Source organism: Pseudomonas sp. GM48 (assembly GCF_000282335.1).
GTDB lineage: Bacteria > Pseudomonadota > Gammaproteobacteria > Pseudomonadales > Pseudomonadaceae > Aquipseudomonas.
Map to the genome: position 1 here is coordinate 1 of NZ_AKJM01000180.1, position 25,818 is coordinate 25,818.

Below are 25,818 nucleotides of genomic sequence, written 5' to 3' on the forward strand. Positions count from 1 at the left end.
TGTAGAACTGCACCGGCCAGCGGATGTAGAAGTGCGGCGACACTCGGGCAATGGACAGCGGGATCGACACCAGAAAGCCGATGAAGATCGACGCGCTGAGCAGCCACAGGGTCATGGCCAGGCCGGTGATGTTGTTGCCGTCGCTGTAGAGGAAGGGTTTCCAGTATTCCTGCAGAAGTTCGATCATCGTACGGCCTCCCGGGTACCGGCGGAGTAACGACGTTCGAGCCAGCGCAGAATGAAGTTGGACGCGCTGGTGATCACCAGATAGATCAGTGCGGCAAGTACCAGGAAGTAGAACAGCTGATAGCTGCTTTTGCCCGCGTCCTGGGCCGCCTTGACCAGATCGGCGAGGCCGATGATCGACACCAGGGCGGTGGCTTTGAGCATCACCATCCAGTTGTTACCGATACCCGGCAGGGCATAACGCATCATTTGCGGGAACACCACGATCCAGAAGCGCTGGCCGCGTTTGAGACCATAGGCGGTGGCCGCTTCGACCTGGCCCCGTGGGACGGCGAGAATCGCGCCGCGGAAGGTTTCGGTGAAATACGCCCCGTAGATGAAGCCCAGGGTGATGACCCCGGCGCTGAACGGGTTGATCTCGATGTATTCCCATTCCATGAAGTCAGTCAACGAGGTCAGCCAGGTTTGCAGGCTGTAGAAAATCAGCAGCATCAGGACCAGGTCCGGAACGCCGCGAATGAGGGTGGTGTAAAGCTGGGCAGGCACGCGCATCAGTTTGAGTTTTGACAACTTGGCACTGGCACCGAGCAGCCCGAGCAGTACGGCGACCAACAGCGACAACGCCGAGAGCTTGATCGTCATCCAGGTGCCTTGCATCAGCAGCGGACCGAAGCCCTTGAGGCTGAAGGCAGAGAGCCCCAGATTTTGTAGTAGGTTTTCGAACATAAATCAGCAACCTGATCGGATGAAAAAAGCGCCCATCGCGAGATGGGCGCCGGGCATTATTTGCCGCTGTACAGATTCAGATCGCCAAAGTGTTTCTTCTGAATGGTGGCGTAGGTGCCATCATCGTGTAACGCTTTGATACCTTTATCCAAAAGTGCTTTCAGCTCGGTGTTACCTTTCTTAATGCCAACGGCTGTTTTGGCTGGCAGCAAAGCGTTGTCGACCGGCTTGCTGACATCGTAGTCGGCACCCTGTGGGGACTTCAGGAAGCCCAGTTCGGCTTGCAGCATGTCCTGGATCCCTGCATCGAGACGACCGGAAGTCAAGTCGGCATAGACCTGATCCTGGTTGGCGTAAGCCTGGGTTTTCACGCCGGCCTTGTCCAGAACGGCTTTGGCATAGGCTTCCTGAATGGTGCCTTGTTCGTAACCGACGGTCTTGCCTTTGAGCGAGGCAACGTCTTCAGTCACGCCAGAACCTTTCTTGAACACGTAGGCGGTTGGACCGGAGAACAGTTCGCTGGAGAAGTCGATGACTTTTTCACGGGCTTCGGTCACGGTCATCGACGAGATGACACCGTCGAACTTATTGGCTTTGAGGCCGGGAATCATGCCATCGAAGTCACTTTCGACCCACTTGCACTTGACCTTCAGTTCGGCGCAGATCGCGTTCCCCAGATCGATGTCGAAGCCTACCAGGCTGCCATCGGCCGCTTTCGACTCGAACGGTGCGTAGGAAGGGTCAACGCCGAAGCGCAGTTCTTTGTACTCCTTCGCCATGGCGGAGCCGGCAGCCATGCACAACGCCAGTGCAGAAAGGGTCAGCAATGCTTTTTTCATTATTCAATCCCTAAAAACCAATATGAGCGCTTGTGGCGCAGAATTATTGTTACTGGAAAGCGTAAGACCTATTGAAAGTAGCAATTTCCGAACCAGTGTGCCGAACAAGCGTTTTAAAAGGTGCTTGGAGAGTGGCCGGAGACTGATTTATGCACGAAAACGGGCGCAGGGAAATGGGTGCACCCATTCGGCTCAAAAAGAAAAAAATTCCGGCATGAGAAGAGGGCTTGGCCGAGCAGGTTTTGCAGGGGCATCAAACTGTCTGCTTCGTCGACTGACTTGTCCTTGCGCCAGCGCAACATCCGCGGAACAAGGTTGGCGCGAGGCAAGAAGTTCTATCGGGATTTCATGGGCGGATGAAATACCCCTGTGGGAGCGAGCTTGCTCGCGATAGCGGTATGTCAGTCATCCACAATGTTGACTGACAGGGTGCAATCGCGAGCAAGCTCGCTCCCACAGTGGAGGTTATTTACCTGGAGTCAGCGTCAACCGTGCCTTGCCATAGGCATTGTCAAAGTTCTGCGGCTGCATCGGCAGGCTCAGGTACTGGCCCTTGAGCCACGGTTCGATGCTGTTGAGGTAGTTCGGGCTGGCCGGGTTGCCGGATTGACCGGTGCCGTTCTGCGCCATCAGCGGTTCGGACTGGCCGAAGTCGACGATAAAGCGCATGGCGGGAGCCAGCGTGGTGTTGAAGTCCTGGCCCCAGGCGAAGGCGGCGGTGTTGAGCGTGGTGTGATCGCCACCGGCCGGCAGCGGTCCGCGTACCGTCTGGCCGCTGCTGTTTTTCCACTCATAGCGATGCAGTTTGCCCCACTGCCAGGCTTTGTGATCGCCGCCCAACTGGCTGTCGCCGGCGCTGATCGCTGCGGTGAGGCTGCGGGCGAGGATGGCCGGTTTGTCTTCTTTCTGCGCGGTGCGCACGTCATCCCAGAACGGGCTGTCCTCACGCCCCAGCAAGTGATCGGCCTGGGCCGCGTAGGACAACTTGCCGTCAGCGACAAAAGCTTTCCATGCCGGGCCGCTTTCCGGACCCAGTTCATCGAGGAAGATCTGCCGGGTGCTTTCCTGCAGGAACAACGCGTAAATCGCCGCATCGGTAGAGGTCGGACTGAGCTTGCCATCGAACGCCATCAAGCGGCTGTAGGCTTCGTGTGCCTTGGCGCGATCGGCCGCCGGCAGGGCGTCCATGGCTTGCTTGAGCGGCTGGGCCATGCCCGGTGCTTCGAACATCTTCTTCAGCTTGGCCGCGAAGGTGGTCGTCTGGTCGTATTGCATGGCGATCAGGCTGCGGCTGTCGTGTTTGCCTGCGCCGGCCAGTTCGGCCAGACGCTCGCCACGCTCCGGTGCCGCCCACGAGTTGGACAACTGCATGCCATAGCCATGGGGGATAACCCGTTGGTTGGCGGTGCCGAGCCAGCCTTGGGCCGGGTCCTGGTCGTACGGGTGCAGCATCGGGTCGGCATAACCGTCCCAATCGTAACGACCTTCCCAGCCCGGCGAGGGCAGTAAACCTTCGCCTTCGCGGCGGTTCGGGTAACGACCGGTGACTTGCCAGCCGATGTGGCTTGCATCGGCAAACACCAGGTTCAGTGCGATGGCGCGGATTTCGCGGCTGGCATCCGAAGCTCTTTCGGCGCTCTGGGCGCGGGACAGGTCGAAGAACGCGTCCAGGGTCTTGTCGTCGGTGAAGTTCGGCATCTGCAAGGCCAGGCCGAAACCATTGGCCAGCGTGGTGCCCTGGGCGCTGTTGAGCAGCGGGCCATGGCGGGTTTCGTACACCGCCTCGCGAATTGGCCGCTGGCCTTTGACGAAATAGGTTTCGTTGCGCACGATCGCCGGCTGCCACTTCCCGGCGTTTTCGTAGGTAAGTCCGTTGCCCTGGCGCTTGATCTTCTCCAGGAACAGGTCCTGGTTGTCGCCCATCACGGACGCCATGCTCCACGCCACTTTACCGTTGAAACCACCGAGCACCATCGGCAGGCCCGCGATGGTCACGCCGGAGGCCTGATACTTCGGTGCGCGAATCTGCACGTAACTGAACAACGAAGGCACGCCCAGCGGTCCGTGACTGTCACTGGCCAGCAGGCTCTTGCCGCTGCGGCTGCGTGGCGGGGCGATGGCCCAGTTGTTCGACGAGGTGGCGCCCAGCAGGTTCAGGTCCGACAGTTGTCCCGTGGCCTTGCCGAGTTCGGCCAGCCCCGGCACTTGCCCGTTGAGCTTGATGCCTTGCAGTTTTTCGCTTTCGGCGACTGGCAGTTTTTCGTCGGGAGCCGACGGCGTCAGCCACGCCAGTTTGTCGGTGGTGACGGTCTGGGCTAGCACCAGCGCGGAAATTTCTTCCGGCAGGTTGGTCGACTGGCTGAAGTTCAACAGGCAGAAAATCAGCGCCGAATCTTCCGGCTGCCAGTATTCGGGCTTGTAGCCGGTAGCCGCGAGGTCCGCCGGCAGTTTGTCGCGGTAGCGGAACAGGTAGGCGTTGACGCCCCGTGCATAGACTTCGAAGAAACGCTTGAGGCGCGGCGAAGAGGCCTTGTACAGCTCGCCAGCACTTTTCTTCAGGTTGACCGCCCGCATGTATCGGTCGGCATCCAGCAGGTCGGCACCGTGCATCTCGGCCAATCGGCCCTGGGCGAGCAGGCGCAGGGTGACCATCTGCGTGATGCGGTCGCTGGCATGTACGTAACCGAGGGTGAACAGTGCGTCGTGGAAGCTGTTGCTTTCGATCAGCGGCATGCCCATGGCATTGCGACGCACCGAAACGTTCTGCGCCAGGCCCTTGAGCGGTTGTACGCCGGAGGTCGGCGGGAGGGTGTCCTGGGCGTTGAAGTTCTGACAACCGGTCAGGCTCAAGACACCGGCCACTGCTGCGGCAACGCCGAACCGGGGTAGAAAATGAGTAAGGGCTGGCGAGGCCATGGCAAAGCTCCTGCGGGGGTAGAGGCGGCGGCGCGCAATAAAGGCGCTACGTTAGTGAGCGGGAGGTGGCCGCGCAAGCGGGGTACAAGGTTATTTCAGGATTTGTCTGATAAACCGAAAAGATCGCAGCCTTGCCAGTCGCAATGGGTGATGCTGAAGTGCAACACCGACAACAATTCTGGAGAACAACGGGCATGGAGCTCAAGGCAAACGCGGCACTGATCATCATCGATCAACAAAAAGGCATCCTGCATCCCAGACTCGGCCGGCGGAATAATCCTCAGGCCGAAGAGCGCATGCTGGAATTGCTCGGCCATTGGCGGCGCACCGCCCGGCCGGTGATCCATGTGCAGCATCTGTCTCGCTCAGTGGACTCAGTGTTCTGGCCGCAGCAGTCGGGGGTGGAGTTTCAGCAGCGGTTTCAACCCATGGCCGGTGAACGCTTGATCCAGAAACAGGTGCCGGATGCGTTTTGTTCAACGGGGCTGGAGGCGCAGTTGCACGAGGCGGGGATCGGGCAGTTGATCATCGTGGGCGTCGCGACCCACAACTCGGTGGAATCCACGGCGCGTACCGCGGGCAATCTGGGGTTTGATACGTGGGTGGCCGAGGATGCGTGCTTTACCTTCGACAAGGCTGATTTTTTCGGCCATGCCCATACAGCTGAAGAGGTGCATGCGATGTCGCTGGGGAATTTGCACGGCGAGTATGCGACGGTCACGAGTAGCGCAACAATTTTCTCGGCTGACTGAAAAAACTGTGGGAGCGGGCTTGCTCGCGAAAGCGGACTGAAATCCGGCATCTCTGTTTACTGACACACCGTCTTCGCGAGCAAGCCCGCTCCCACAGGGGAAATGTGTTCACCGTAATAATGTGGGAGCGAGCTTGCTCGCGATGGCGTTTCAACAGGCGAAATCAATGTCCGCCCGAAGCATCAGGCGCCGTGGCACTTCTTGAATTTCTTGCCGTTGCCGCATGGGCAAGGATCGTTGCGGCCGACGTCTTTCAGGGCGTTGCGCACCGGTTCCTGGTGAGCGTGGCCGCAGTTCGGACCGTGGACATGGCCGTGGTCGTGATCATGGTGGTGATGGTCATGATCGTGGTTGCAATCAGGACCGTGGACGTGGGGTTGCTGGGTCATCGGTGTTGCTCCGGAATTAAATCGGCGGCGATTATCACGCCATTGCGCGCCAGGTGCACGTAGTGGGTGATGAATATACCGGTTTCCAGTTCACCTTCCAGACGATAGGGAATGGGTTGATCGGATTTTTTCAGCAGTTTGGCCAGATCCCGTACCTTGGACCACAAGTTGGTGCGGATCGGCACCTTGAAGTAGGTGCTGTGCCTGGGGCCGATGGTGAACCAGTGTTCGTACTCGCCTTCGGCCAGCAGAATGTCACCCAAGTGAACGCGGTACTCCAGACTGCGCACCGTCAGGTCACTGTCGTTGGGGTTGTCGATACGAAAGTGCAGGAGGAATTTCTGTTCCAGCATTTTGGCGCGGACCACCTCGACTTTCACCAGATGGACCTCGGGGTCCGGCAAGTCGTCGTCGAACCACGACGCGCAGCCACCGAGTCCGAGTGCCAGGAACAATGTGAGCAAATAGAGTGCGCTGCGGCGGATGATCATCGTGGTGTTTCTCCCTTGAGCCCCAGTCTAGACCCAAAAGATCGCAGCCTTCGGCGCCCTGGCTTGGTGGACAGCCATTCCATCTCCTAACTGCTGAAATACCCCGCGCAACATTTCTTGAATTTCTGCCCGCTGGCGCACGGGCAGGCGTCATTGCGCCCGAGTTTGAGCGGCACGGTCGGGTCGATGAAATACCAGCGACCGGTGTTTTGCACAAACGACGAACGCTCGCGGTGGCTGTGCTCGCCATTGCTGTCGTGCCAGCGCGCGGTGAAAGTCACGAAGGCATGTTCAGGCTGGCCGCCCAGCACTTCGGAGCTTTCCACCTCAAGGCCCAGCCACGTACTTTGCGCGCTCCAGTCGCTGATCGATTGACGGTCGAGGCCGGCCTGTTGTGCGGGCAGGGTCGTAGCCACCAGATAATCGACCAATCCCAGCACATAGGCGCTGTAGCGCGAGCGCATCAAGGCTTCGGCGCATGGCGCCGGGTGCCCGGCATGGTAATGACCGCAACAGGCATCGAGCAGAGTGCCGCTGCCGCAAGGGCAAATGGATGTACTCATTGCATTACCACCAGTATTTCCCGAAGTTTTCCGGATTGGCCCAGAAGCGCGAGTTGAGCCAGTCGGGGACTTGTTTGTATTCAAGCAGATCGTAGGTGAACAGGGTCAAGACCTGCTCATCGCGTTGAAAGCGCTCGCTGGCTTGCAGGGCCAGGGAAAAAAAATCCGTCTCTTGCCAGCCACAGGCCGGCAGATCTGCCAGCACCGCGATGCGGCTGGCGTTGAGGTTGCGGATGCCGCCCAGCAGGTTCAGGCCGTCGCGCTTGGGCAAATGCTCCAGGCAATCGACCACCAGGGCCAGGTCGAATCGGCAGGCCGCCAACTCGGCGGGCAATGGGCCGGGGGCGGCGAAAGCGACGCTGCTGTCCGGGTGAGCGAGTTTGAAAGCCTCCAGCGCCGGGAACTCGCTGGCGCCGATCAACAACAGGCGCGCGGGGGCATATCGGTCAAGTAACGCGGCCAGTGCCTGCTGCGGCGTGCGTGAAGAAATACCTGCAATCATCAAAGATCCTCAATCAGATCCGCCAAGACTAGCCTGCCCGAACGCTCTGGCCTAGAGCGGCTTGGCGGTAAAGATGCCAACCCGTCGTTAATGCGTGAATAAACAGCATGGCCTATTGCTGGCGGAGATTAAAACTCGGGTCTTTACTACCTGCATCGGTTCCAAGCCGATCCTTCAGGAGAAAACTAGATGAGCATAGTTCGGACAGCATTACCTTTGGTTCTGCTAACCAGTGTCTTGACTGGTTGCGCAGGTTTGCAGAAAACCGACTGGCCGACCTGTGCGGCGGTCGGTGGTGTCGTGGGAGCGGGCCTCGGTGCGACCGAAAGCTCGGCTTGGGCAGGGTATGGCGCTCTGCTCGTTGGCGGTACGGCAGCGGCGTATTGCTGGGTTCATGGTGATGGCGACGAAGACGGCGATGGTGTACCGGATAGTCGCGACAAGTGCCCGGGCACACCTAAAGGCGTTCATGTCGATGCCAACGGTTGCCCACCACCAGCACCTGTGGTCGAAGAAGCGGTTGTGGTCAAGGAAGAAACCATCGTCATCCGCGATGTTCACTTCCAGTTTGACAAGGCCACGCTTACCTCCTCCGACAAACTGGTACTCGACAAGATTGCCACTCGCTTGAAAGCCGAAGCCCCGACCGCTCAACTGACCGTAACCGGCCATACCGACAGCGTGGGCAGCGACACCTACAATCAGAAACTGTCAGATAAACGTGCGCACTCGGTGGTTGAGTACCTCATCGAGCAAGGCGTGCCTCGCAGCAACTTCGTGTCGGTTGTCGGTGCCGGTGAAAGCCAGCCGGTTGCGGACAACAAAACTGCTGACGGTCGTGCACAGAACCGTCGTACGGAAATCAAGATCCAGCGTTAAGTCCCCCTCGCATCCGCGCCTTGTGCAGTCGCGGATGCGGGTCTTTACTCCTGTGTAACCGGTATTGGCCGGTTACACAGGAGCTTTCAACATGATAGTTCTCACAAGGAGCGTCTTGCCGGTTCTACTACTTGGCAGCCTCTTGACCGGCTGCGCGACTCACAGCGACGGCACTGCCCCCCTCAATCAACAAAACTGGCCAATTTGCAGTCTCATCGGCGGCCTCGTCGGTGGTGGACTGGGCGCAATCGAAAGTGGCGGTTGGGCCGCGGGTGGGGCCGCGCTGGGTATCTTGTCCGGTGGCTTGATCTGCTATGCCCAGGATGGCGACGAAGACGGCGATGGCGTTTTCGACCGGCGTGACCGTTGCCCTGACACACCTGCCAATACCCCGGTCGATCACCGCGGTTGCCCGATGCAGCAGTATCCGGACAGCGTCAAGTCCGAGCCCGCGCAGTCCGAAGTCATCACCCTGAGCGATGACGTGCTGTTTGCCTTCAATCAATCCGACCTGACCCCGACGGCCAAGAGTCAACTGGATGCGTTGATGAGCAAGTTCGAAGATGCCGATGTGGTCAGCATCAAGGTGGTCGGCCATACCGATAGCGTCGGTGCGGATGCCTATAACCAGGCCCTGTCGGAACGGCGTGCCAGCAGCGTAGCGGAATACCTGTTGAGCCAGGGTGTGGCGCCGAACAAGGTCACCAGCGAAGGCAAGGGCGAGAGTCAGCCGATTGCCGACAACGAAACAGAAGCAGGCCGTGCGAAAAACCGTCGCGTGGACCTGCATATAAACCGCTGAGCCAAGAGATAGAGCCGTCGGGCGACAGTTGTGAGCGCTGTGACGGCCGTTCGGCGGCCTTCATGAAGATTTTTCCATTGCCCTCTGGCTTATCCCGCGTGGAAGCCGTTACTGTGCGCGCAAACAATAATTCTCATCGGGGGAGCGTATGAAAGTCTTATGGGGGCTGGGGCGGTTGCTGACCCTGCTGTTCTGGTCGGTGGTGCTGGTCAATCTGCTCACGCCGTTCGTCTTTCCGCTGCACCTGTTGGTCAATCTGGCCGGCGGCCTGTTGGGGTTCATCCATCTACTGGAGGCGCTGCTGTGCTATCGCAGCCTGCGAGGGCGCGCCCATCCCTGGCTTGATCGCCTGAAGATCGTCATGTTCGGCGTTTTCCACCTGCAAACCATTCCTGCCCCCACCGCTTCGAAGGCTTCCCATGCGTAAACTCTGCCTGCTCGCCGCACTCATCAGCCCATTGGCCAGCGCACAGGTGGTGAGTGTCGAACCCAACTCGCTGATGCGCTTGCCCAACACCGCCAGCACCCTGCAACTGGAACGCCTGGAAGTGGCCGATTACGGCACCTTGCTGATTCCCTCGAACGTGACCGAAGTCACCGTGGGTGAATTGCACCTGGGGCGTGAAGCCCGCATCGCCATCGTGCCCGGCGAACAGGCGCTGGCACTGAAGGTTCATCGAGCCGATTTGTCCGAAGGCAGCCAGATAACTGCGCGTGGCGCGCCGGGCACTTACCAGAAGGCTGCCCGATCCGGACGCAACCTTGATTTACAGATCAAGGCACTGAACGCAGCGCAATTGATCGTAGATGCTCGCGGTGGTGCGGGCGCACCGGGGTTCGTTGGTCTTGATGGGGCTAACGGCCAGGAGCCGGGCTGCACTTGGGGGCAGGCGGGTCGCGGTGCCGATGGCAGTGATGGCAGTGATGGTCAGCCGGGGGCACCGGGGGCGCTGGTCAAACTGGCGGTGCCGCATGACTTTCCGACAGACCGGATCAAGGTTCAGGTGGCCGGCGGTGCCGGCGGCGTGGCCGGTCCTGGCGGTAAACCGGGCGCGGGTGGAAAGGCCAAGGGCTGTTTGATTTACAAGGCCGATGGCGGCAAGAGCGGGCGTCCCGGGGCTGATGGTCAGCCTGGGCCAGAAGGCGCGGCGGGTTCGGTGACTGTGCAGCGGATGTAAGCAACACCGAGATCCCTGTGGCGAGGGGGCTTGCCCCCGTTGGGCCGCGAAGCGGCCCCAATTCCGATAATCGCAATACTGCTGAAGGTTAGCGGTGTCTGGTTTTACGACTGCTTCGCAGCCGAACGGGGGCAAGCCCCCTCGCCACAAAAGCGCTGTAGATTTAAAACATCGGCCGAATCGCCGCAATCGCCACCACAGCCAACCCCACCAACAGATTGATCCCCACCAATCGGCGAATCCGCCCCAGTACCGCTGCTCCGGCCGGCCAATTCTGCTCCGTCACGGCTGTGCGCAGTTCCGGCAGCATCAACGCGTGAATGCGGATAAACAGCGCGGTCATCACCACATACAACCCCATCATCACCTGCACATAGCGCGGTGCGTTTTCAAAACCGGTGAAGTGCAGATTCAGCATGACCACACCGCTGACCGGCAACAACACCACCGCCACCCAGACCCAGCGGAAAAAACCTTGAAACACTTCTACCCACAACTTCAGCCGGGCAGGGCCCTCCAGTGCCGTGATCGCCGCGGGACGCAAGACCATCCAGGCGAAAAACATGCCGCCGACCCAGACCAGGGCGGCCAGCAGATGCAGGCTATAAATGAGGCTAAAAGGTGTCATTGGGGTACTCCGTTCTGCGCGGGATTAATTAGCGGGGTATGATAGCGGCGATCCGAACCACTGAAAATTTATCCAGCGTTTTTTGCGCCCGACAATCCATGATCAGCACCGAACTCAAAACCACGATCCAGGGCGCCTACTCGCGTTTTCTCGAAGCCAAGAGCCTCAAGCCGCGTTATGGCCAACGCCTGATGATCGCCGAAGTGGCCAAGGTCCTGGGTGACATCGACACCGACGACGAAGGCCGGCGCAGTGGCGACCCCGCGATTGTCGCGGTGGAAGCCGGCACCGGTACCGGCAAGACCGTGGCCTACAGCCTGGCGGCGATCCCCACGGCGAAGGCCGCTGGCAAACGCCTGGTGATCGCCACGGCCACCGTGGCCCTGCAAGAGCAGATCGTCTACAAGGACTTGCCTGACCTGATGCGCAACAGCGGGCTGAATTTCAGCTTCGCCCTGGCCAAGGGACGCGGGCGCTACATGTGCCTGTCCAAGCTCGACATGCTGCTCCAGGAAGGCCACGCGCAAACGGCCACCGCGCAGCTGTTCGAAGAAGAAGGTTTCAAGATCGAGGTCGACGAGGCCAGCCAGAAGCTGTTCACCAGCATGATCGAAAAACTCGCCGGCAATAAGTGGGACGGCGATCGCGACAGTTGGTCCACCGCACTGGAAGACGCCGACTGGGCGCGCCTGACCACCGATCACAGCCAGTGCACCAACCGTCATTGCCCGAATTTTGGCCAGTGCGCCTTCTACAAGGCCCGCGAAGGCATGGGCAAGGTCGACGTGATCGTCACCAACCACGACATGGTCCTGGCTGACCTGGCCCTGGGTGGTGGCGCGGTATTGCCGGACCCGCGCGACACCATCTACGTGTTCGACGAAGGCCATCACCTGCCGGACAAGGCCATCGGCCACTTCGCCCATTACACGCGCCTGCGCTCCACCGCCGACTGGCTGGAAACCACCGCCAAGAACCTCACCAAACTGCTGGCCCAGCACCCGTTGCCGGGCGATCTGGGCAAGTTGATCGAGCAGGTGCCGGAGCTGGCGCGGGAGATCAAGACCCAGCAGCAGTTCATGTTCACCGCCTGCGAGCAGATTGCCGATTTCAAACCCGGCGAAGACGTTGAAGGCCGCGAGCGCCCGCGCCACCGATTCGTCGGCGGGGTGATTCCCGAGCACATGCGTGAAATGGGCATCGAACTGAAGAAAGGCTTCGCACGGCTGACCGACTTGTTCACCCGTCTGACCGAGTTGCTCAAGGAAGGCATGGACGGCGAGGTCAACATTGGCATCGCCAGCAATCAGGCTGAAGAGTGGTACCCGCTGTTCGGCAGCCTGTTGTCGCGTTCTTCGGGCAACTGGGAGCTATGGACCGCCTTCACTGTCGAAGACCCGGAAGACAACCCACCCATGGCCCGCTGGCTGACCCTGGCCGAAAGCGGTTCGCTGTTCGACATCGAAGTTAACGCGAGCCCGATCCTCGCGGCGGAAATGCTTCGCCGCAACCTGTGGAACGTGGCGTATGGCTGCCTGGTGACGTCGGCGACCTTGACGGCCCTCGGCACCTTCGATCGCTTCCGCATGCGCGCCGGCCTGCCGAAAAAAGCCGTGACGGCGGTGGTGCCAAGTCCGTTCCATCATGCCGACGCCGGTGTGCTGCGAGTACCGAACCTGAACGCCGACCCGCGTGATGCAGCCGCGCATACCGCCGCGATCATTCGTGATCTGCCGGAACTGGTCGAAGGCTCGCGGGGCACGCTGGTGCTGTTCTCCTCGCGTAAACAGATGCAGGACGTGTTCGACGGCCTCGACCGCGACTGGCGCAAGCAAGTGTTCATACAAGGCAACCTGTCGAAACAGGAAACCCTGAACAAACACAAGGCGCGGGTCGATGGCGGGGATTCCAGCGTACTGTTCGGCCTGGCGAGCTTCGCCGAAGGGGTCGACTTACCCGGTGCCTATTGCGAGCACGTGGTCATTGCCAAGATTCCGTTCTCGGTGCCCGATGATCCCGTCGAAGCGGCGCTGGCGGAATGGATCGAAGCCCGGGGCGGCAATCCGTTCATGGAAATCTCCGTACCGGACGCCTCGCTGAAGCTGGTCCAGGCCTGCGGGCGCTTGCTGCGCACCGAAGAAGACCGCGGCACCATTACCTTGCTCGACCGGCGCCTGGTGACCCAGCGCTATGGCAAAGCCATCCTCAATGCGTTGCCGCCGTTCCGTCGAGAAATTTCCTGAAGCACCGGTGGGCAGTTTTGCCCACCGCGTTGTCTATCTCTCTGCCATCGCTTTTCCACTGGCCCATTGAAGGTCGTTAGGGAGATTTTCGTTCTCATGATTTGCCGTTCGTTGCCTGCCGTTTTTGCCCTGTTGTTCGCAACACCGCTGTTGGCCGCTCCTGCCAGCCAGCAGACGCTGTTCAACTTTGTGCGCCCCGCCGACGTGGTTCAGGTGGCGACTCAGGACGCCAGCCTGCCGCAGTCCAACGCCGAGCAAACCCCTGAAGGTGAAGTGCTGCGCCGGGTGACGTTCAACCCGGTCGCCCGGCCGACTTTGCGCCTGACCCCGCAAACCGGTGCCTGGGACTGGTCGCAGTCGGGCGTCATGAGCCTGCGGATCCAGAGCGCGATGAACTGGGCCTTGACCCTGTACGTAACCATCCAGAGCAACGACGGCAAGACACTGGTCAGCCGCGTCGATCTGCCGGCGGGGCCTGCGCAAACCCTGTTGGTGCCTTTGCAAGCGACATCACCGCTGAGCCAGGGCATGAAGGCTGGCCCGCCGATGCCGATGACTGTCGAGGGGCAACGTGTGTTGCTGGCCAGTAGCGCCGGTGAGCTGGATCGCAGCCAGGTGGTGTCCGTGACTTTGTCGATGGACCAGCCGAAAGCCGCGCAAAGCATCCTGCTGGAGCGCTTTGGTGTGCAGGACGGCGAGTCGATCACCCAAGCCGTGTATGGCGGGCTGGTGGATGCATATGGCCAGTCGACCCGGGCCAAATGGCCGGAAAAAGTCAGCAGCGACGAACAACTTAAAGGTGCCGCTGGCAAGGAGCAGCAGCAACTGAAAACCTGGCTGGCCGAGCGCGAAAAGTCCTCCCTGGATAAATTCGGTGGTTTGAGCAAAGGCCCGTCATTCAAAGCCAGCGGCTTTTTCCGCACCGAGAAACGCGATGGTCGCTGGTATCTGGTGACGCCGGAAGGGCACCCGTTCTATTCCCTCGGGGTCAATACCGTGGCCCCGGATGTCAACCAGACCTACGTTGCCGGCCGCGAGTGGATGTTCGAATCCCTGCCCAAGGCTGACGAAGCACTCGCCAGCCACTACGGCGAAGGCGACAACCGTGGCGGCAACGGTGCCGATCAAGGGCGCGGCTACAATGCCGGGCGCTGGTATGACTTCTACGGTGCCAACTTGCAGCGACTGTATGGCGATCCGTGCGCGAAGGGCAGCGATACCAAGGCTGGTGTCGCCGCAGCAGCCAAGGCAGATGCGGTTGAGGCGACGGCGGCCAAGGCGGCGGAGCAACCCCCGGTTCCTTCGACTGCCGAGTCCGGCGTCGCCGAAGCGGCCAAGACCGAAGCGACGGTAGCGATAGCCGTTGAGCCAAAATCTGCCGAACCGTGCAAGGCGCTGTTCGACGAGCAGCGCTGGGCCAGTCACACCCTTGACCGCTTGCAGGCCTGGGGCTTCAACACCATTGGCAATTGGAGCGCACCCGTACTGGGCAATGCTGATCGCGTGCCGTACACCTTGCCGCTATCGATCGTCGGTGACTACGCCAGCATCAGCACCGGTGCCGACTGGTGGGGTGGCATGCCCGACCCGTTCGACCCGCGTTTTGCCATGGCCACCGAACGTGCCGTGGCCATTGCCGCCCGCGATCATCGCGACGATCCGTGGCTGATCGGTTATTACGCCGACAACGAACTGGCCTGGGCCGGTCCCGGCGATGACCCGAAAGCCCGTTATGCCCTGGCCTATGGCACTTTGAAAATGACCACCGACGTGCCGGCCAAACGTGCGTTCCTCAAGCAACTGCGCGACAAGTACCGCAACCAGGCAGGCCTGTCGAAAGCCTGGGGCATTGATCTGCCGGCCTGGGAGTTGATGGAAGACCCAGGGTTCGTGCCGCCGTTGCCAAGCGCCGAGCATCCGGAAATCGAAGCCGACTTCAAATACTTCCAGAAGGTCTTTGCCGACACTTATTTCAAGACCATCTCCGACTCACTCAAATGGCACGCGCCGAACCAGATGCTGCTCGGCGGCCGTTTCGCCATCAGCACGCCGGAAGCCGTGGAGTCCTGCGCCCAGTATTGCGACGTGTTGAGCTTCAACATGTACACCCTGCAACCCCAGGATGGTTACGACTTCGCCAGGCTGCGCAGTCTCGACAAACCGGTGCTGATCACCGAATTCAATTTCGGCTCGGCTGATCGTGGCCCGTTCTGGGGCGGCGTCACGCCATTGGCGAAGGAGGAGGAGCGTGGTCCGGCGTATTCAAACTTCCTCAAGCAGGCATTGAGCGAGCCGTCGATTGTTGGTGTGCATTGGTTCCAGTACCTCGATCAACCGGTCACCGGGCGCCTGCTTGACGGTGAAAACGGTCACTTCGGGTTGGTGGGCATCACTGATCTGCCGTTCCAGGGCTTTGTCGACAGCGTGCGCAAGAGCAATCTGGCGACGGTCGAGCAATTGGCCAAAGAAGCCGAGAAGGCTGCGGCCGCCGCCGACAAAGCCAGCCACGATGCCGAGGGCGGCAGGAAAGCCGAGGCTGGCAAGGGACCGGGGAAGGGCGCTGGTGGGCATTCCGGGAAAGGCCATTAATCGCTGAAACCCTGTGGCGAGGGGGCTTGCCCCCGTTGGGTTGCGTAGCAACCCCAAAATCTCGGCAATGGCCGAATAGTTTGGGAGCGCTGCGCGCTCCAACGGGGGCAAGCCCCCTCGCCACAACCGCCTGGCCCAACCCTGTTCCCAAAACCCTCAAGGGCTGGAACAATGCCCGCCACTTTGTAGAGCGTTAATCCGGGGAGTTGCGGGTGCAGATTCAGGGTCATTACGAGCTTAAGTTCGAAGCGGTGCGAGAGGCGTTCGCAGCACTGTTCGACGATCCCCAGGAGCGTGGCGCAGCGTTGTGCATTCAGGTCGGTGGCGAAACCGTCGTCGATCTGTGGGCCGGCACTGCCGACAAGGACGGGGCCGAGGCCTGGCACAGCGACACCATTGCCAACCTGTTCTCCTGCACCAAGACCTTTACCGCGGTCACCGCGCTGCAACTGGTGGCCGAAGGCAAGCTGCAACTGGATGCCCCGGTTGCGCGCTACTGGCCCGAATTCGCCGCCGCCGGCAAAGAGTCCGTCACCCTGCGACAATTGCTCTGCCATCAGGCCGGTCTTCCGGCATTGCGCGAGTTACTGGCCCCCGAAGCCCTTTACGACTGGCAAACCATGGTCGACGCCCTGGCCGCCGAAACGCCGTGGTGGACGCCTGGCGAAGGCCACGGTTACGCGGCGATCACTTATGGCTGGCTGGTCGGTGAATTGCTGCGCCGTGCCGATGGTCGTGGGCCGGGTGAATCCATCGTGGCGCGGGTCGCCAAACCGTTGGGCCTGGATTTCCATGTCGGCCTGGCCGATGAAGAGTTCTATCGCGTGGCCCACATCGCCCGGGGCAAGGGCAATGTCGGTGATGCTGCCGCCCAGCGCCTGCTGCAAGTGACCATGCGTGAGCCAACGGCCATGACGACCCGGGCGTTCACCAACCCGCCGTCGATCATGACCAGCACCAACAAACCCGAGTGGCGACGCATGCAGCAGCCGGCCGCCAATGGCCATGGCAATGCCCGCAGCCTGGCCGGTTTCTACGCCGGCCTGCTCGACGGCAGCCTGCTGGAAAGCGAAATGCTCGATGAGTTGACTCGCGAGCACAGCCTCGGCGAGGACAAGACTTTACTGACCCGGACCCGTTTCGGCCTGGGTTGCATGCTCGACCAACCGGACGTTGCCAACGCCACCTTCGGCCTTGGCTCGCGGGCGTTTGGCCATCCGGGTGCCGGCGGCTCCATTGGTTTTGCCGACCCGGAGCACGATGTGGCCTTCGGATTTGTGACAAATACCCTGGGACCTTACGTCTTGATGGACCCGCGCGCGCAAAAGCTGGTGCGGGTTCTGGCCACTTGTCTGTAAAAGCGGCTATCGGGTTCCAGGGCTGGAACCCGATAGCCTTTTGAGTTTCAAAGCGTCTGTTTATACGGGCCGATGGGGCTAATGCCGATCAGTTAAGAGATAGAACGAACAATAAGCAACCTGTGGCGAGGGAGCTTGCTCCCGCTGGGGCGCGAAGCGACCCTGAAAATGGGACTGCTGCGCAGTCCAGCGGGAGCAAGCTCCCTCGCCACAGATTCAGTGTTCGTCCTTAAGTGAACAGCATTAGCCGATGTGGCCTGATTTTTTTGACTTCATTTTTGTGGATATCCAATGTCATCCAATAAAACCCTCGCCTTGGCCCTGTGCTTCGCTATTACCGGTTGCGCACAGACTCCACAGAAGGACGCGACAGCCCCCGTAGCCAAGACTGAAAGCAGCAGCCACTGGTACTGGCCGTTCAGTTCCGACGACAGCGCCGGCAAACCCGCGGTCAAGCCGGAGGTGAAACCTGAAGTCAAACCCGTTGCGGTGGCCAAGTCCGGAACCGATAGCGGTAGCAAGTGGTACTGGCCGTTCGGCGGTAGCGAACAGAGCGCCGCCAAGGCCGTGCCTATGCCAGATCCGAAAGTTACCCAGGCCTGGCTTGACGACTACGAACCGCGTCTGCGCGAGGCGGTCAAGGGCAGCAACATGCAGCTCGAGCGCCGCGAAAACGTACTGGTGGTGACCGCGCCGGTCGAAGGCTCGTTCAACCCGGATCGTCCGGCCATGCTGCTGCCGGTCACACTCGGACCGTTTACCCGGGTTGCCAAAATCCTTGAAGCCGATCCAAAGACTGCTGTCTTGATCCTCGGCCACAGCGATACGTCCGGCGCGGCTCCTGCCAACGTCAAACTGAGCCAGGAGCGTGCCCAGGCCGTCGCGGCGATTTTCCGTCTCAGTGGTTTGCAGCGTGATCGCTTGATGCTGCGTGGCTTGGGTGGTGATGCACCGCGTGCCGCCAACGACAGCGCGCAAGGGCGTGCGTTGAACCGCCGCGTGGAACTGCTGGTGACCCCGCAAAACACCATGGTCGCGCTGCTGAGCAAGTACAACATGCCGGCGCCAGCCCCTGTGACCATGGTCGCTGCCTCTGACATCAAACCGGTCGCCAAGCCTGTTACACCGGCCCCGGCCGCTAAAAAAGCGACCGTCCCGACCACGAAAAAAGCGCCAGCGAAAAAAGCACCGGCCAAGAAAACACCAGCGAAAACCGCAACGCCGGCAAAGAAGACCGTGCCAGCCAAAGCCGCCGCGGCTGACAAGAAGGTCGTCGCCACCGATACTGCTAAGCAGTGATTCGTTAACCAAAAGGAATGCGCCATGACCCAGGGCCTGGCTGATATGCGTCGTGACTACACCCGTGATGGCCTGACCGAGGCACAAGCACCGGCCGAGCCGTTTGCGCTGTTCCACCAGTGGTTCGCCGACGCGGTGAAAACCGAACAGGTACCCGTGGAAGCCAACGCCATGACCTTGGCCACCGTTGATCAGGACGGTCGACCACACTGTCGCATTCTGTTGCTCAAGGGCCTGGACGAACAGGGCTTCACCTTTTTCACCAACTACGAAAGCGCCAAGGGGCAGCATCTGGCCGTGAATCCGTTCGCGGCCATGACGTTTTTCTGGCCGGCGCTGGAGCGCCAGGTGCGTATCGAAGGGCGGGTGGTGAAGGTGACGCCTGAGGAGTCTGACGCCTATTTTCAGGTCCGTCCGCTGGGCAGTCGCCTCGGCGCCTGGGCATCGCCGCAGAGCCGCGTAATCGCCGATCGTGGCGAGCTCGAAACGCTGCTCAAGGACACCGAGCAACGTTTCAGCGACACCCAGCCGCACTGCCCCGAACACTGGGGCGGTTATCGCTTGCTGCCGGAACGCATCGAATTCTGGCAGGGCCGCCCAAGCCGTCTGCATGACCGCCTCAATTACCGTCGGCAGGGCGCCGACTGGACTCTTGAACGTCTGGCACCCTGAGCCGTCTAGCGACCGGGATAACCTGCCGCAGCGGCCTCCAGCCACTTCGGCAAGTCTCGACGCTTGATCTTCTGCGCCTGAGCACTCGCCAATTGTTCGAGCATGAAGGCTTTTTTCTGCTCGTCTTTGCCGGCCAGCGCTAGCGCCAGGTCACGATCCATCCAGCGTTTGATCCGTACGTATAGCCACCCGTGGAAATACAAACCGGCAACAGTCGTGACGACGATGATAAAGTAGTCCATGAGAATCCTTGGCCAGTGGGGCGGTTTTCCGATTTTGCCGCTACTGTGTGAGTTCGTGGAGGCGCCTTAACGGAGCCTGAATCAAACCAATTTTACCCGTGCGGTGCCGTGACAGGCGTCAAGCTGCGGAGTTTAATGAACATCTGTTTTTTTGGAGTTGATGCTATGCGTAAGTCTGTTCTGCTGGTTGCTTCCTTTTCCACGATGGCGATGTTGCTCACTGGTTGCCAATCGAGCCTGACCGGTGACTCCTACTCCCGTGACGAGGCGCGTCGCGTGCAGACCGTTCGCATGGGCACCATCGAAGCATTGCGCCCGGTGAAAATCGAAGGCACCAAAACCCCGATCGGCGGCGCTGCAGGCGCAGTGGTCGGCGGCGTTGGCGGCAGCTCCATTGGTGGCGGCAAAGGCAGCGTCGTTGCTGCCGTCATCGGTGCTGTGGCCGGCGGTCTGCTCGGTTCGGCCGCTGAAGAAGGCCTGACCCGCACCCAGGGCGTGGAAATCACCGTGCGCGAAGACGATGGCAGCATGCGCGCCTACGTCCAGGAAGTTCAGCCAAACGAAGTGTTCCGTGTTGGCGAGCGTGTGCGCATCGCCAGTGTGAATGGCACCAGCCGCGTTTCGCACTAAGCGGAAAGTTGGGTAAAAGAAAACCCCGATCAGGTGACTGGTCGGGGTTTTTACGTTCTGAAGCAGGTGGTCGAATGCTTTAGCATCTAAACGTTGCAACTGAGCTGAAATATCAACGCTGGATTATGAATTTTCTTTCCCAGTATTCTTTCCAGAGCCTCAAGCTGTTCGGATGTCAGGTCGTATCCTTCCCACCCCTGTTGGTCCGACGTCCACCCCATAATTGTTTTCAGCTCTTGGTCGCACCCGTTCGGTAACTTTTCTTCGAATACGAGGAATTCGCTTTCTCTATCGAAGGCTTCAATTATGTAGATCATGGTTCTACTTTCCTGGTGCTATCTGCAGGTTTGGTTTGCTCGCCCGTTGTCGGATTAAATTCACCGATATGACGGCCACGGTTGTCATACATTTCGACCGTTCCGTGCTGCGAGTCCCATTCAAAAATTAATCCTTTTGGAGTTTTCCAGCGTCGCCTGAGACCACCGCCGCCTTTAACTGCCGTTTTACGAGGAGCTTTAGTCGCATTAGGAAATGCGGCAAGCCCTGTCGGCGCGGGATGGTATTTGTGGTCAGAAACACTCACCACAATATAAACCGGCCTAACTCCTGACCCCACCGGAAACACCAGAATGAAATCCTTGTAATCCGGCGGATAAACCGGATCGACGATGATGCTGTCAGCCTGTTTCGTCGGTGGATAAACCCAGATATGCGGTGCTTGCGGGGCGGCTTGCAGGGCGGGGATGCCGAGGGTGTCGGAGCCGTCTTCGGCCGGGGTCCAGATCAGTTCGATGCCTTCGCCGAGGTCGGCGACGTATTGGCTGTCGCGTGAAGTGAGCTGCACGACATCGACCATTTCCCAGTCGCGATTCCTCCCGGTATAGAAGGCGTAACCCTTGAGGCTGCCGTCGGCTTGTTGCTCGACCTGCAGGCGCACGCGGGTGCGGGCTTGTTTGAGGGCGCGGAGCTGGTCTTCGGTATAGAGGGCGCTGTCGCCCAGGCTGGGTGTCCAGAACAACGCGACCAGCCCGGCCAACGTCGCGGTAGCCGCAGTTCCGACGGCACCGATGGCCGGGGCGGCGAGATCCGGAGCGCTCAGGGCCAGGCGGCCAACGCCTAGCGCAACTGTGCTGCCACTGATCCTTTGCAGATTCAGCACACCGTCGTCGTCGACGTTGCGGCCGCCAAGCCAGGCTATTTCGCCGTAATCCCCGAGGCTGTCGGTCGGCACCATGCCAGAAGGATTGGTGTAGTCGATGATGGCGTCAGGCAGTTTGCAGGACTTGGCGAATACGCAACCTGCGCGAGCCACTTCCACTTTTTTCGCCGCGACGTCGCGACGGTCCATGTAAGCCTGCTGCCTGGCGAGCATGGCCTCGTAGGCCTTTTGCCGGGCTTCCCGCGTGGCGAGTTCGCTGGCCGTCATGGGGCGCCAGGTGACGTGGTGCCCGTCACCCGACGGCGGGGTTTTAATGAGGGGAATATTCTTAGTGCCAGCCACTGTTCGTCCTTGGTCGCGTCCATCGGCAGCCCCTTAAAAGGGGCTGCGCGACGTTAACCAAGGTGATTGAGTGTGGCTGTAGGACGCGTCTCGAATGACGCCAGGATTTGTCGCTGTTTTTCAGGAGGCCAGTGCGGTGCTTTTGCGACTCGCCATCGCCGTCACCGCATAACCGATCAGCGCGGCCAGGATGGAGCCAGTCAAAATGCCCATGCGATCCATCCCGGCGAAATCACTCACGCCCGGCTCAAAGGCCAGCGAGCCGACAAACAGACTCATGGTGAACCCGATGCCGCAGAGAATCGCCACGCCCAGTATCTGGCCCCAGTTGGCGCCTTGGGGCAGGGCGGCGATACCGGTTTTCACGGCCAGCCAGGTCAGGCCGAAGACACCGACGGTTTTGCCCAGCAGCAGCCCGATGGCGATGCCCATGGGGACGTGGTGGGTGAAGCTTTCAACGGTGACGCCGCTCAGGGACAGGCCGGCATTGGCGAAGGCGAACAGTGGCAGGATGCCGTAGGCCACCCACGGATGCAGGGCGTGCTCCAGGGTCAGCAATGGCGAAGGCTCGGCATTTTTCGTGCGCAGCGGAATGCAGAAAGCCAGGGTTACGCCGGCCAGCGTGGCGTGGACACCGCTCTTGAGGACGCAGACCCAGAGGATCAAGCCAATGATCATGTACGGCCCGAGCTTGACCACTCCGAGGCGGTTCATCCCGATCAGCGCCGCAATACAGGCCGCGGCCAGCGCGAGGGACAGGGTCGACAGCGCGCCGGAATAGAAGATCGCAATGATGATGATCGCGCCGAGGTCGTCGATGATCGCCAGGGTCATCAGGAACAGCTTCAGCGAAACCGGAACCCGTTTACCCAGCAGCGCCAGCACGCCAAGGGCGAAGGCGATGTCGGTGGCGGTCGGGATTGCCCAGCCGTTCAGGGCCGGTGGCGTGTCGCGATTGAGGTACCAGTAGATCAGCGCCGGCACCACCATGCCACCAATGGCGGCGGCACCGGGCAGGACGATTTGCGACGGTTTGGACAGCTGGCCGTCGAGGACTTCACGCTTCACTTCCAGGCCGATCAGCAGGAAAAACAGCGCCATCAGGCCGTCGTTGATCCACAGCAGCAACGGCTTGGCGATTTTCAGCGCGCCTATCTGGGCCACCACTGGGGTGTCCAGCAGGCCGTTGTACAGCCACGACAGCGGCGAGTTGTTGATGATTAGAGCCAGAACGGCAGCGGCGATCAGTAACAGACCGCTGGCAGCTTCCAACTGAAAGAAACGCGTGAAAGTGCTACGCAGAGGCAAGGTCGCTCTCCATCTGTGAGTTCAAAAGGTGTTACACCCTAACAAGTACTGTTAGTTGTTAAAACAAAAGTTATATTCTTTTTTGTTATATACCGTTACAGAGTGATCCGTCAGCTGCGACCTGAGCCTAGCAGTTGCCGGGCGTATTGAACCTCAGCTGTACCTGTGCTGGATGTAGGTTTTTTCCTAAGCTTGTTGGATGAGCCTTGTTAAAAGGCCGACTCCTGCCCGATTCAACGAGAAAACCATCATGAGCGACAACCGACAGTGGTCCCGCGAAGCGATCCGGATCATCGAAGCGGATTTCCAGCGCAGCGCCGACACCCACTTGATCCCCTTGCCGCTGCCGGGTTTCCCGGGCATCGAGTTGTATTTCAAGGATGAGTCCAGCCACCCCACAGGCAGCCTCAAGCACCGCCTGGCCCGCTCGCTGTTCCTGTATGCGCTGTGTAACGGCTGGCTCAAACCCGGTGCGCCGGTCATTGAGGCTTCCAGTGGTTCCACGGCGATATCCGAAGCGTATTTCGCGCGCATGCTGGGCTTGCCGTTCATTGCGGTGATGCCGGCGACCACGTCCAAAGAAAAGATCGCGCAAATCGCCTTCTATGGTGGCCAAAGCCATCTGGTGGACGATCCGACCCAGATCTACGCCGAGTCCGAGCGTCTGGCGCGTGAACACGATGGGCACTTCATCGACCAATTCACCTACGCCGAGCGCGCCACCGACTGGCGGGCGAACAACAACATCGCCGAGTCGATCTTTCATCAAATGCGTTTCGAGCAGCATCCCGAGCCGAGCTGGCTGATTTCCAGCCCAGGCACTGGCGGCACCACGGCCACGTTGGGCCGATACGTGCGTTATCGCCAGCATTGCACCCGTGTGCTGTGTGCCGATGCCGAGCGTTCGGTGTTCTTCGATTACTACCAGACCGGCGATGCCAGCCTGCGCCTGGATCACGGCTCGCGCATCGAAGGCATTGGCCGGCCGCGTGTGGAAGCGTCGTTTCTGCCCAAGGTGATCGACGCGATGGTCAAGGTGCCGGATGCCTTGTCACTGGCGGCCATGCACTACCTGGCCGAGCGTCTGGGGCGGCATGTGGGCGGGTCGAGCGGGACCAACCTGATCGGCGCCTTGATGGCCGCTCAGCACATGAAAGCAGCTGGGGAAACGGGGTCGATGGTGGCGATTCTGTGTGACAGCGGCGAGCGTTACGCCACGACCTATTACGATCCGGAGTGGCTCAAGGCCCAAGGGTATGAATTGAGTGGTTCGATGGCTGCGGTGGCCGCGACGGTGGAGAGAGGGGAGCCGCTACCGGACTCGGTTTTGCGCGCCAATATCTGACACGGAGAAGATCAAATGTGGGAGCGGGCTTGCTCGCGAAAGCGGTCAATCAGCCAACACAGATGTTGGATGTGAAACCGACTTCGCGGGCAAGCCCGCTCCCACATTAGAGTGGTATCAGGCCTCGAGACCGAGGATGTCCCGTGCCACTGCTTCTGCAATGCGAATTCCGTCGACACCCGCCGACAGAATCCCGCCCGCATAACCGGCACCTTCACCGGCCGGGAACAAGCCTTTCACGTTCAGGCTCTGCATCGACTCATTGCGGGTAATACGCAGCGGCGAGGAGGTGCGGGTCTCGATCCCGGTCAACACCGCGTCGTGCAGCGAGTAACCGCGAATCTGCTTCTCGAACGCCGGCAAGGCTTCGCGAATGGCTTCGATGGCGAACGCTGGCAAAGCCAGGGCCAGATCGCCCAGGGCAACACCCGGCTTGTAGGACGGCTCGACACTGCCCAGTTCGGTGGACGGTTTGCCCGCGATGAAATCGCCGACCAGTTGCGCCGGGGCTTCGTAGTTGCTGCCGCCCAGCACAAAGGCGTGGGATTCCAGGCGTTCCTGCAACTCGATACCGGCCAGTGGGCCGCCCGGATAATCGACTTCCGGGGTGATGCCGACGACGATCCCGGAGTTGGCATTGCGCTCGTTACGCGAGTACTGGCTCATGCCATTGGTCACTACGCGGTTCGGCTCGGACGTCGCCGCCACCACGGTGCCGCCCGGGCACATGCAGAAGCTGTAGACCGACCGGCCGTTCTTGGCGTGGTGCACCAGTTTGTAGTCGGCGGCGCCCAGTTTCGGGTGGCCGGCGTACTTGCCCAGGCGTGCGCGGTCGATCAGCGACTGCGGGTGCTCGATGCGGAAACCCACCGAGAACGGCTTGGCTTCCATGAACACGCCACGGCCGTGGAGCATGCGGAACGTGTCGCGGGCACTGTGGCCGAGGGCCAGAATCACGTGTTTCGAGTGGATTTGCTCGCCGCCATTGAGTTCGACGCCGACCAGTTGGCCGTCTTCGATCAACACGTCGGTGACCCGCTGCTGGAAGCGCACTTCGCCACCGAGGGCGCGAATCTGCTCACGCATGTTTTCCACGACACCGGTCAGGCGGAACGTACCGATGTGCGGCTTGCTGACATAGAGGATTTCTTCCGGTGCACCGGCCTTGACGAACTCGTGCAGGACTTTGCGGCCGAGGAATTTCGGATCCTTGATCTGGCTGTAGAGCTTGCCGTCGGAGAATGTCCCCGCGCCGCCTTCGCCGAATTGCACGTTGGATTCCGGGTTGAGCACGCTTTTGCGCCACAGGCCCCAGGTGTCCTTGGTGCGCTGGCGCACTTCGGTGCCACGTTCAAGGATGATCGGCTTGAAGCCCATTTGCGCCAGCAGCAGCCCGGCGAAAATCCCGCACGGGCCGAAGCCGACCACGATCGGACGCGCGCTCGGATCGGTCGGCGCCTGGCCGACCATTTTGTAGCTGACATCCGGTGCCAGGTTGACGTTACGGTCATCGGCGAACTTGTTCAGCACCGCCGCCTCATCGCGAACTTCAAGGTCGATGGTGTAGATGAAGCACAGCTCGGAGGACTTTTTTCGCGCATCGTAGCTGCGCTTGAACAAGGTGAAATCGAGCAGGTCATCGCTGGCAAGCCCTAAGCGCTGCACGATAGCAGGGCGCAGGTCTTCATCGGGATGGTCGATCGGCAACTTGAGTTCGGTGATTCGTAACATGGCGGGATCCGGTTCGCGGGGCGCACAACTGCGCCAGGGCGTTTGAAGC

25 protein-coding genes and 1 pseudogene are annotated in these 25,818 nt (G+C 60.5%); 12 read left to right on the top strand and 14 right to left on the bottom strand.

The genetic code is table 11. The features are described from left to right. The 4 genes and pseudogenes from PMI28_RS01820 to PMI28_RS01805 form a co-directional block, all read right to left on the bottom strand. Window positions 1-187, bottom strand: a pseudogene (locus PMI28_RS01820) (amino acid ABC transporter permease); the annotation flags it as partial. Continuing rightward, window positions 184-912 carry an ABC transporter permease gene (locus PMI28_RS01815; RefSeq protein WP_007992365.1) on the bottom strand — a complete coding sequence of 243 codons (729 nt, stop codon included), beginning with the start codon at window positions 910-912 and terminating at the stop codon, window positions 184-186. The gene PMI28_RS01815 and the pseudogene PMI28_RS01820, both read right to left, overlap by 4 nt. A 56-nt stretch (window positions 913-968) precedes the next feature. Continuing rightward, window positions 969-1,751, bottom strand: a complete 783-nt coding sequence (locus tag PMI28_RS01810; protein WP_007992367.1) for a transporter substrate-binding domain-containing protein — start codon at window positions 1,749-1,751, stop codon at window positions 969-971. 465 nt (window positions 1,752-2,216) lie between these two features. Beyond that, on the bottom strand, window positions 2,217-4,667 hold the full coding sequence (locus PMI28_RS01805; protein ID WP_007992369.1) for a penicillin acylase family protein: 2,451 nt from the start codon (window positions 4,665-4,667) through the stop codon (window positions 2,217-2,219). 194 nt (window positions 4,668-4,861) lie between these two features. Between PMI28_RS01805 and PMI28_RS01800 the strand changes: the two genes are divergently transcribed. After that, entirely contained in the window at window positions 4,862-5,419 is a 558-nt protein-coding gene (locus PMI28_RS01800; protein WP_007992371.1) for a cysteine hydrolase family protein, read from the top strand. A gap of 182 nt (window positions 5,420-5,601) precedes the next feature. Here the strand turns inward: PMI28_RS01800 and PMI28_RS01795 are convergent, their stop codons facing one another. The 4 genes from PMI28_RS01795 to PMI28_RS01780 form a co-directional block, all read right to left on the bottom strand. Further along, window positions 5,602-5,808, bottom strand: coding sequence for an SEC-C metal-binding domain-containing protein (locus tag PMI28_RS01795; protein WP_007955014.1), 207 nt, complete (start codon window positions 5,806-5,808; stop codon window positions 5,602-5,604). Then, window positions 5,805-6,299, bottom strand: coding sequence for an LEA type 2 family protein (locus PMI28_RS01790; protein ID WP_007992373.1), 495 nt, complete (start codon window positions 6,297-6,299; stop codon window positions 5,805-5,807). Before PMI28_RS01790 ends, PMI28_RS01795 begins: the two co-directional genes overlap by 4 nt. Before the next feature lie 86 nt (window positions 6,300-6,385). Then, complete coding sequence (locus tag PMI28_RS01785; RefSeq protein ID WP_007992374.1) at window positions 6,386-6,862, bottom strand: YchJ family protein; 477 nt, start codon at window positions 6,860-6,862, stop codon at window positions 6,386-6,388. A 4-nt stretch (window positions 6,863-6,866) separates the two neighbouring features. Further along, window positions 6,867-7,364: a DUF6231 family protein gene (locus PMI28_RS01780; RefSeq protein ID WP_007992376.1), complete on the bottom strand. Its 498-nt coding sequence runs from the start codon at window positions 7,362-7,364 to the stop codon at window positions 6,867-6,869. A 189-nt stretch (window positions 7,365-7,553) separates the two neighbouring features. On the opposite strand from PMI28_RS01780, the gene PMI28_RS01775 reads away from it, so the two are divergent. The 4 genes from PMI28_RS01775 to PMI28_RS01760 all read left to right on the top strand — a co-directional run bounded on the left by PMI28_RS01775 (window position 7,554) and on the right by PMI28_RS01760 (window position 10,223). Next, a complete protein-coding gene (locus PMI28_RS01775) occupies window positions 7,554-8,243 on the top strand; it encodes an OmpA family protein (RefSeq protein WP_007992378.1) in 690 nt (229 codons plus the stop codon). 91 nt (window positions 8,244-8,334) lie between these two features. Continuing rightward, window positions 8,335-9,045: an OmpA family protein gene (locus PMI28_RS01770; RefSeq protein ID WP_007992380.1), complete on the top strand. Its 711-nt coding sequence runs from the start codon at window positions 8,335-8,337 to the stop codon at window positions 9,043-9,045. A 148-nt stretch (window positions 9,046-9,193) separates the two neighbouring features. Further along, window positions 9,194-9,472, top strand: coding sequence for a DUF1145 domain-containing protein (locus PMI28_RS01765; RefSeq protein WP_007992383.1), 279 nt, complete (start codon window positions 9,194-9,196; stop codon window positions 9,470-9,472). Continuing rightward, entirely contained in the window at window positions 9,465-10,223 is a 759-nt protein-coding gene (locus PMI28_RS01760; protein WP_007992386.1) for a hypothetical protein, read from the top strand. The genes PMI28_RS01765 and PMI28_RS01760 overlap by 8 nt, the downstream gene beginning before the upstream one ends. 163 nt (window positions 10,224-10,386) lie before the next feature. On the opposite strand, the gene PMI28_RS01755 is transcribed toward PMI28_RS01760, so the two are convergent. Next, entirely contained in the window at window positions 10,387-10,851 is a 465-nt protein-coding gene (locus PMI28_RS01755; RefSeq protein WP_007992387.1) for a CopD family protein, read from the bottom strand. A gap of 98 nt (window positions 10,852-10,949) precedes the next feature. Here PMI28_RS01755 and dinG point away from each other — a divergent pair, with 98 nt between their 5' ends. The 5 genes from dinG (at window position 10,950) to pdxH (ending at window position 19,012) form a co-directional block, all read left to right on the top strand. Beyond that, window positions 10,950-13,094 carry an ATP-dependent DNA helicase DinG gene (dinG, locus tag PMI28_RS01750; RefSeq protein ID WP_007992389.1) on the top strand — a complete coding sequence of 715 codons (2,145 nt, stop codon included), beginning with the start codon at window positions 10,950-10,952 and terminating at the stop codon, window positions 13,092-13,094. Window positions 13,095-13,190: 96 nt separating this feature from the next. Continuing rightward, entirely contained in the window at window positions 13,191-15,683 is a 2,493-nt protein-coding gene (locus tag PMI28_RS01745; protein WP_007992391.1) for a beta-galactosidase, read from the top strand. Between the two features lie 212 nt (window positions 15,684-15,895). Continuing rightward, window positions 15,896-17,041, top strand: a complete 1,146-nt coding sequence (locus tag PMI28_RS01740; RefSeq protein WP_007992393.1) for an EstA family serine hydrolase — start codon at window positions 15,896-15,898, stop codon at window positions 17,039-17,041. Window positions 17,042-17,332: 291 nt separating this feature from the next. Then, window positions 17,333-18,340: an OmpA family protein gene (locus PMI28_RS01735; protein WP_007992395.1), complete on the top strand. Its 1,008-nt coding sequence runs from the start codon at window positions 17,333-17,335 to the stop codon at window positions 18,338-18,340. Window positions 18,341-18,364: 24 nt separating this feature from the next. Next, entirely contained in the window at window positions 18,365-19,012 is a 648-nt protein-coding gene (gene pdxH, locus PMI28_RS01730; protein WP_007992396.1) for a pyridoxamine 5'-phosphate oxidase, read from the top strand. 5 nt (window positions 19,013-19,017) lie between these two features. Here the strand turns inward: pdxH and PMI28_RS01725 are convergent, their stop codons facing one another. After that, a complete protein-coding gene (locus PMI28_RS01725) occupies window positions 19,018-19,254 on the bottom strand; it encodes a hypothetical protein (RefSeq protein WP_007992398.1) in 237 nt (78 codons plus the stop codon). Between the two features lie 165 nt (window positions 19,255-19,419). Here PMI28_RS01725 and PMI28_RS01720 point away from each other — a divergent pair, with 165 nt between their 5' ends. After that, window positions 19,420-19,884: a glycine zipper 2TM domain-containing protein gene (locus tag PMI28_RS01720; protein WP_007992400.1), complete on the top strand. Its 465-nt coding sequence runs from the start codon at window positions 19,420-19,422 to the stop codon at window positions 19,882-19,884. 86 nt (window positions 19,885-19,970) lie between these two features. On the opposite strand, the gene PMI28_RS01715 is transcribed toward PMI28_RS01720, so the two are convergent. The 3 genes from PMI28_RS01715 to nhaA form a co-directional block, all read right to left on the bottom strand. Further along, window positions 19,971-20,201, bottom strand: a complete 231-nt coding sequence (locus PMI28_RS01715; RefSeq protein WP_007992401.1) for a DUF7683 domain-containing protein — start codon at window positions 20,199-20,201, stop codon at window positions 19,971-19,973. After that, the gene (locus PMI28_RS01710) at window positions 20,198-21,385 is read right to left on the bottom strand and encodes a colicin E3/pyocin S6 family cytotoxin (protein ID WP_007992402.1); all 1,188 of its coding nucleotides are present in this window, start codon (window positions 21,383-21,385) and stop codon (window positions 20,198-20,200) included. Before PMI28_RS01710 ends, PMI28_RS01715 begins: the two co-directional genes overlap by 4 nt. A 120-nt stretch (window positions 21,386-21,505) precedes the next feature. Continuing rightward, window positions 21,506-22,693, bottom strand: coding sequence for a Na+/H+ antiporter NhaA (gene nhaA, locus PMI28_RS01705; protein ID WP_007992403.1), 1,188 nt, complete (start codon window positions 22,691-22,693; stop codon window positions 21,506-21,508). 247 nt (window positions 22,694-22,940) lie between these two features. On the opposite strand from nhaA, the gene PMI28_RS01700 reads away from it, so the two are divergent. Next, window positions 22,941-24,038, top strand: coding sequence for a PLP-dependent cysteine synthase family protein (locus PMI28_RS01700; protein ID WP_177318990.1), 1,098 nt, complete (start codon window positions 22,941-22,943; stop codon window positions 24,036-24,038). 117 nt (window positions 24,039-24,155) lie between these two features. On the opposite strand, the gene PMI28_RS01695 is transcribed toward PMI28_RS01700, so the two are convergent. Continuing rightward, complete coding sequence (locus tag PMI28_RS01695) at window positions 24,156-25,769, bottom strand: NAD(P)/FAD-dependent oxidoreductase (RefSeq protein ID WP_007992405.1); 1,614 nt, start codon at window positions 25,767-25,769, stop codon at window positions 24,156-24,158. Window positions 25,770-25,818 lie beyond the last annotated feature (49 nt).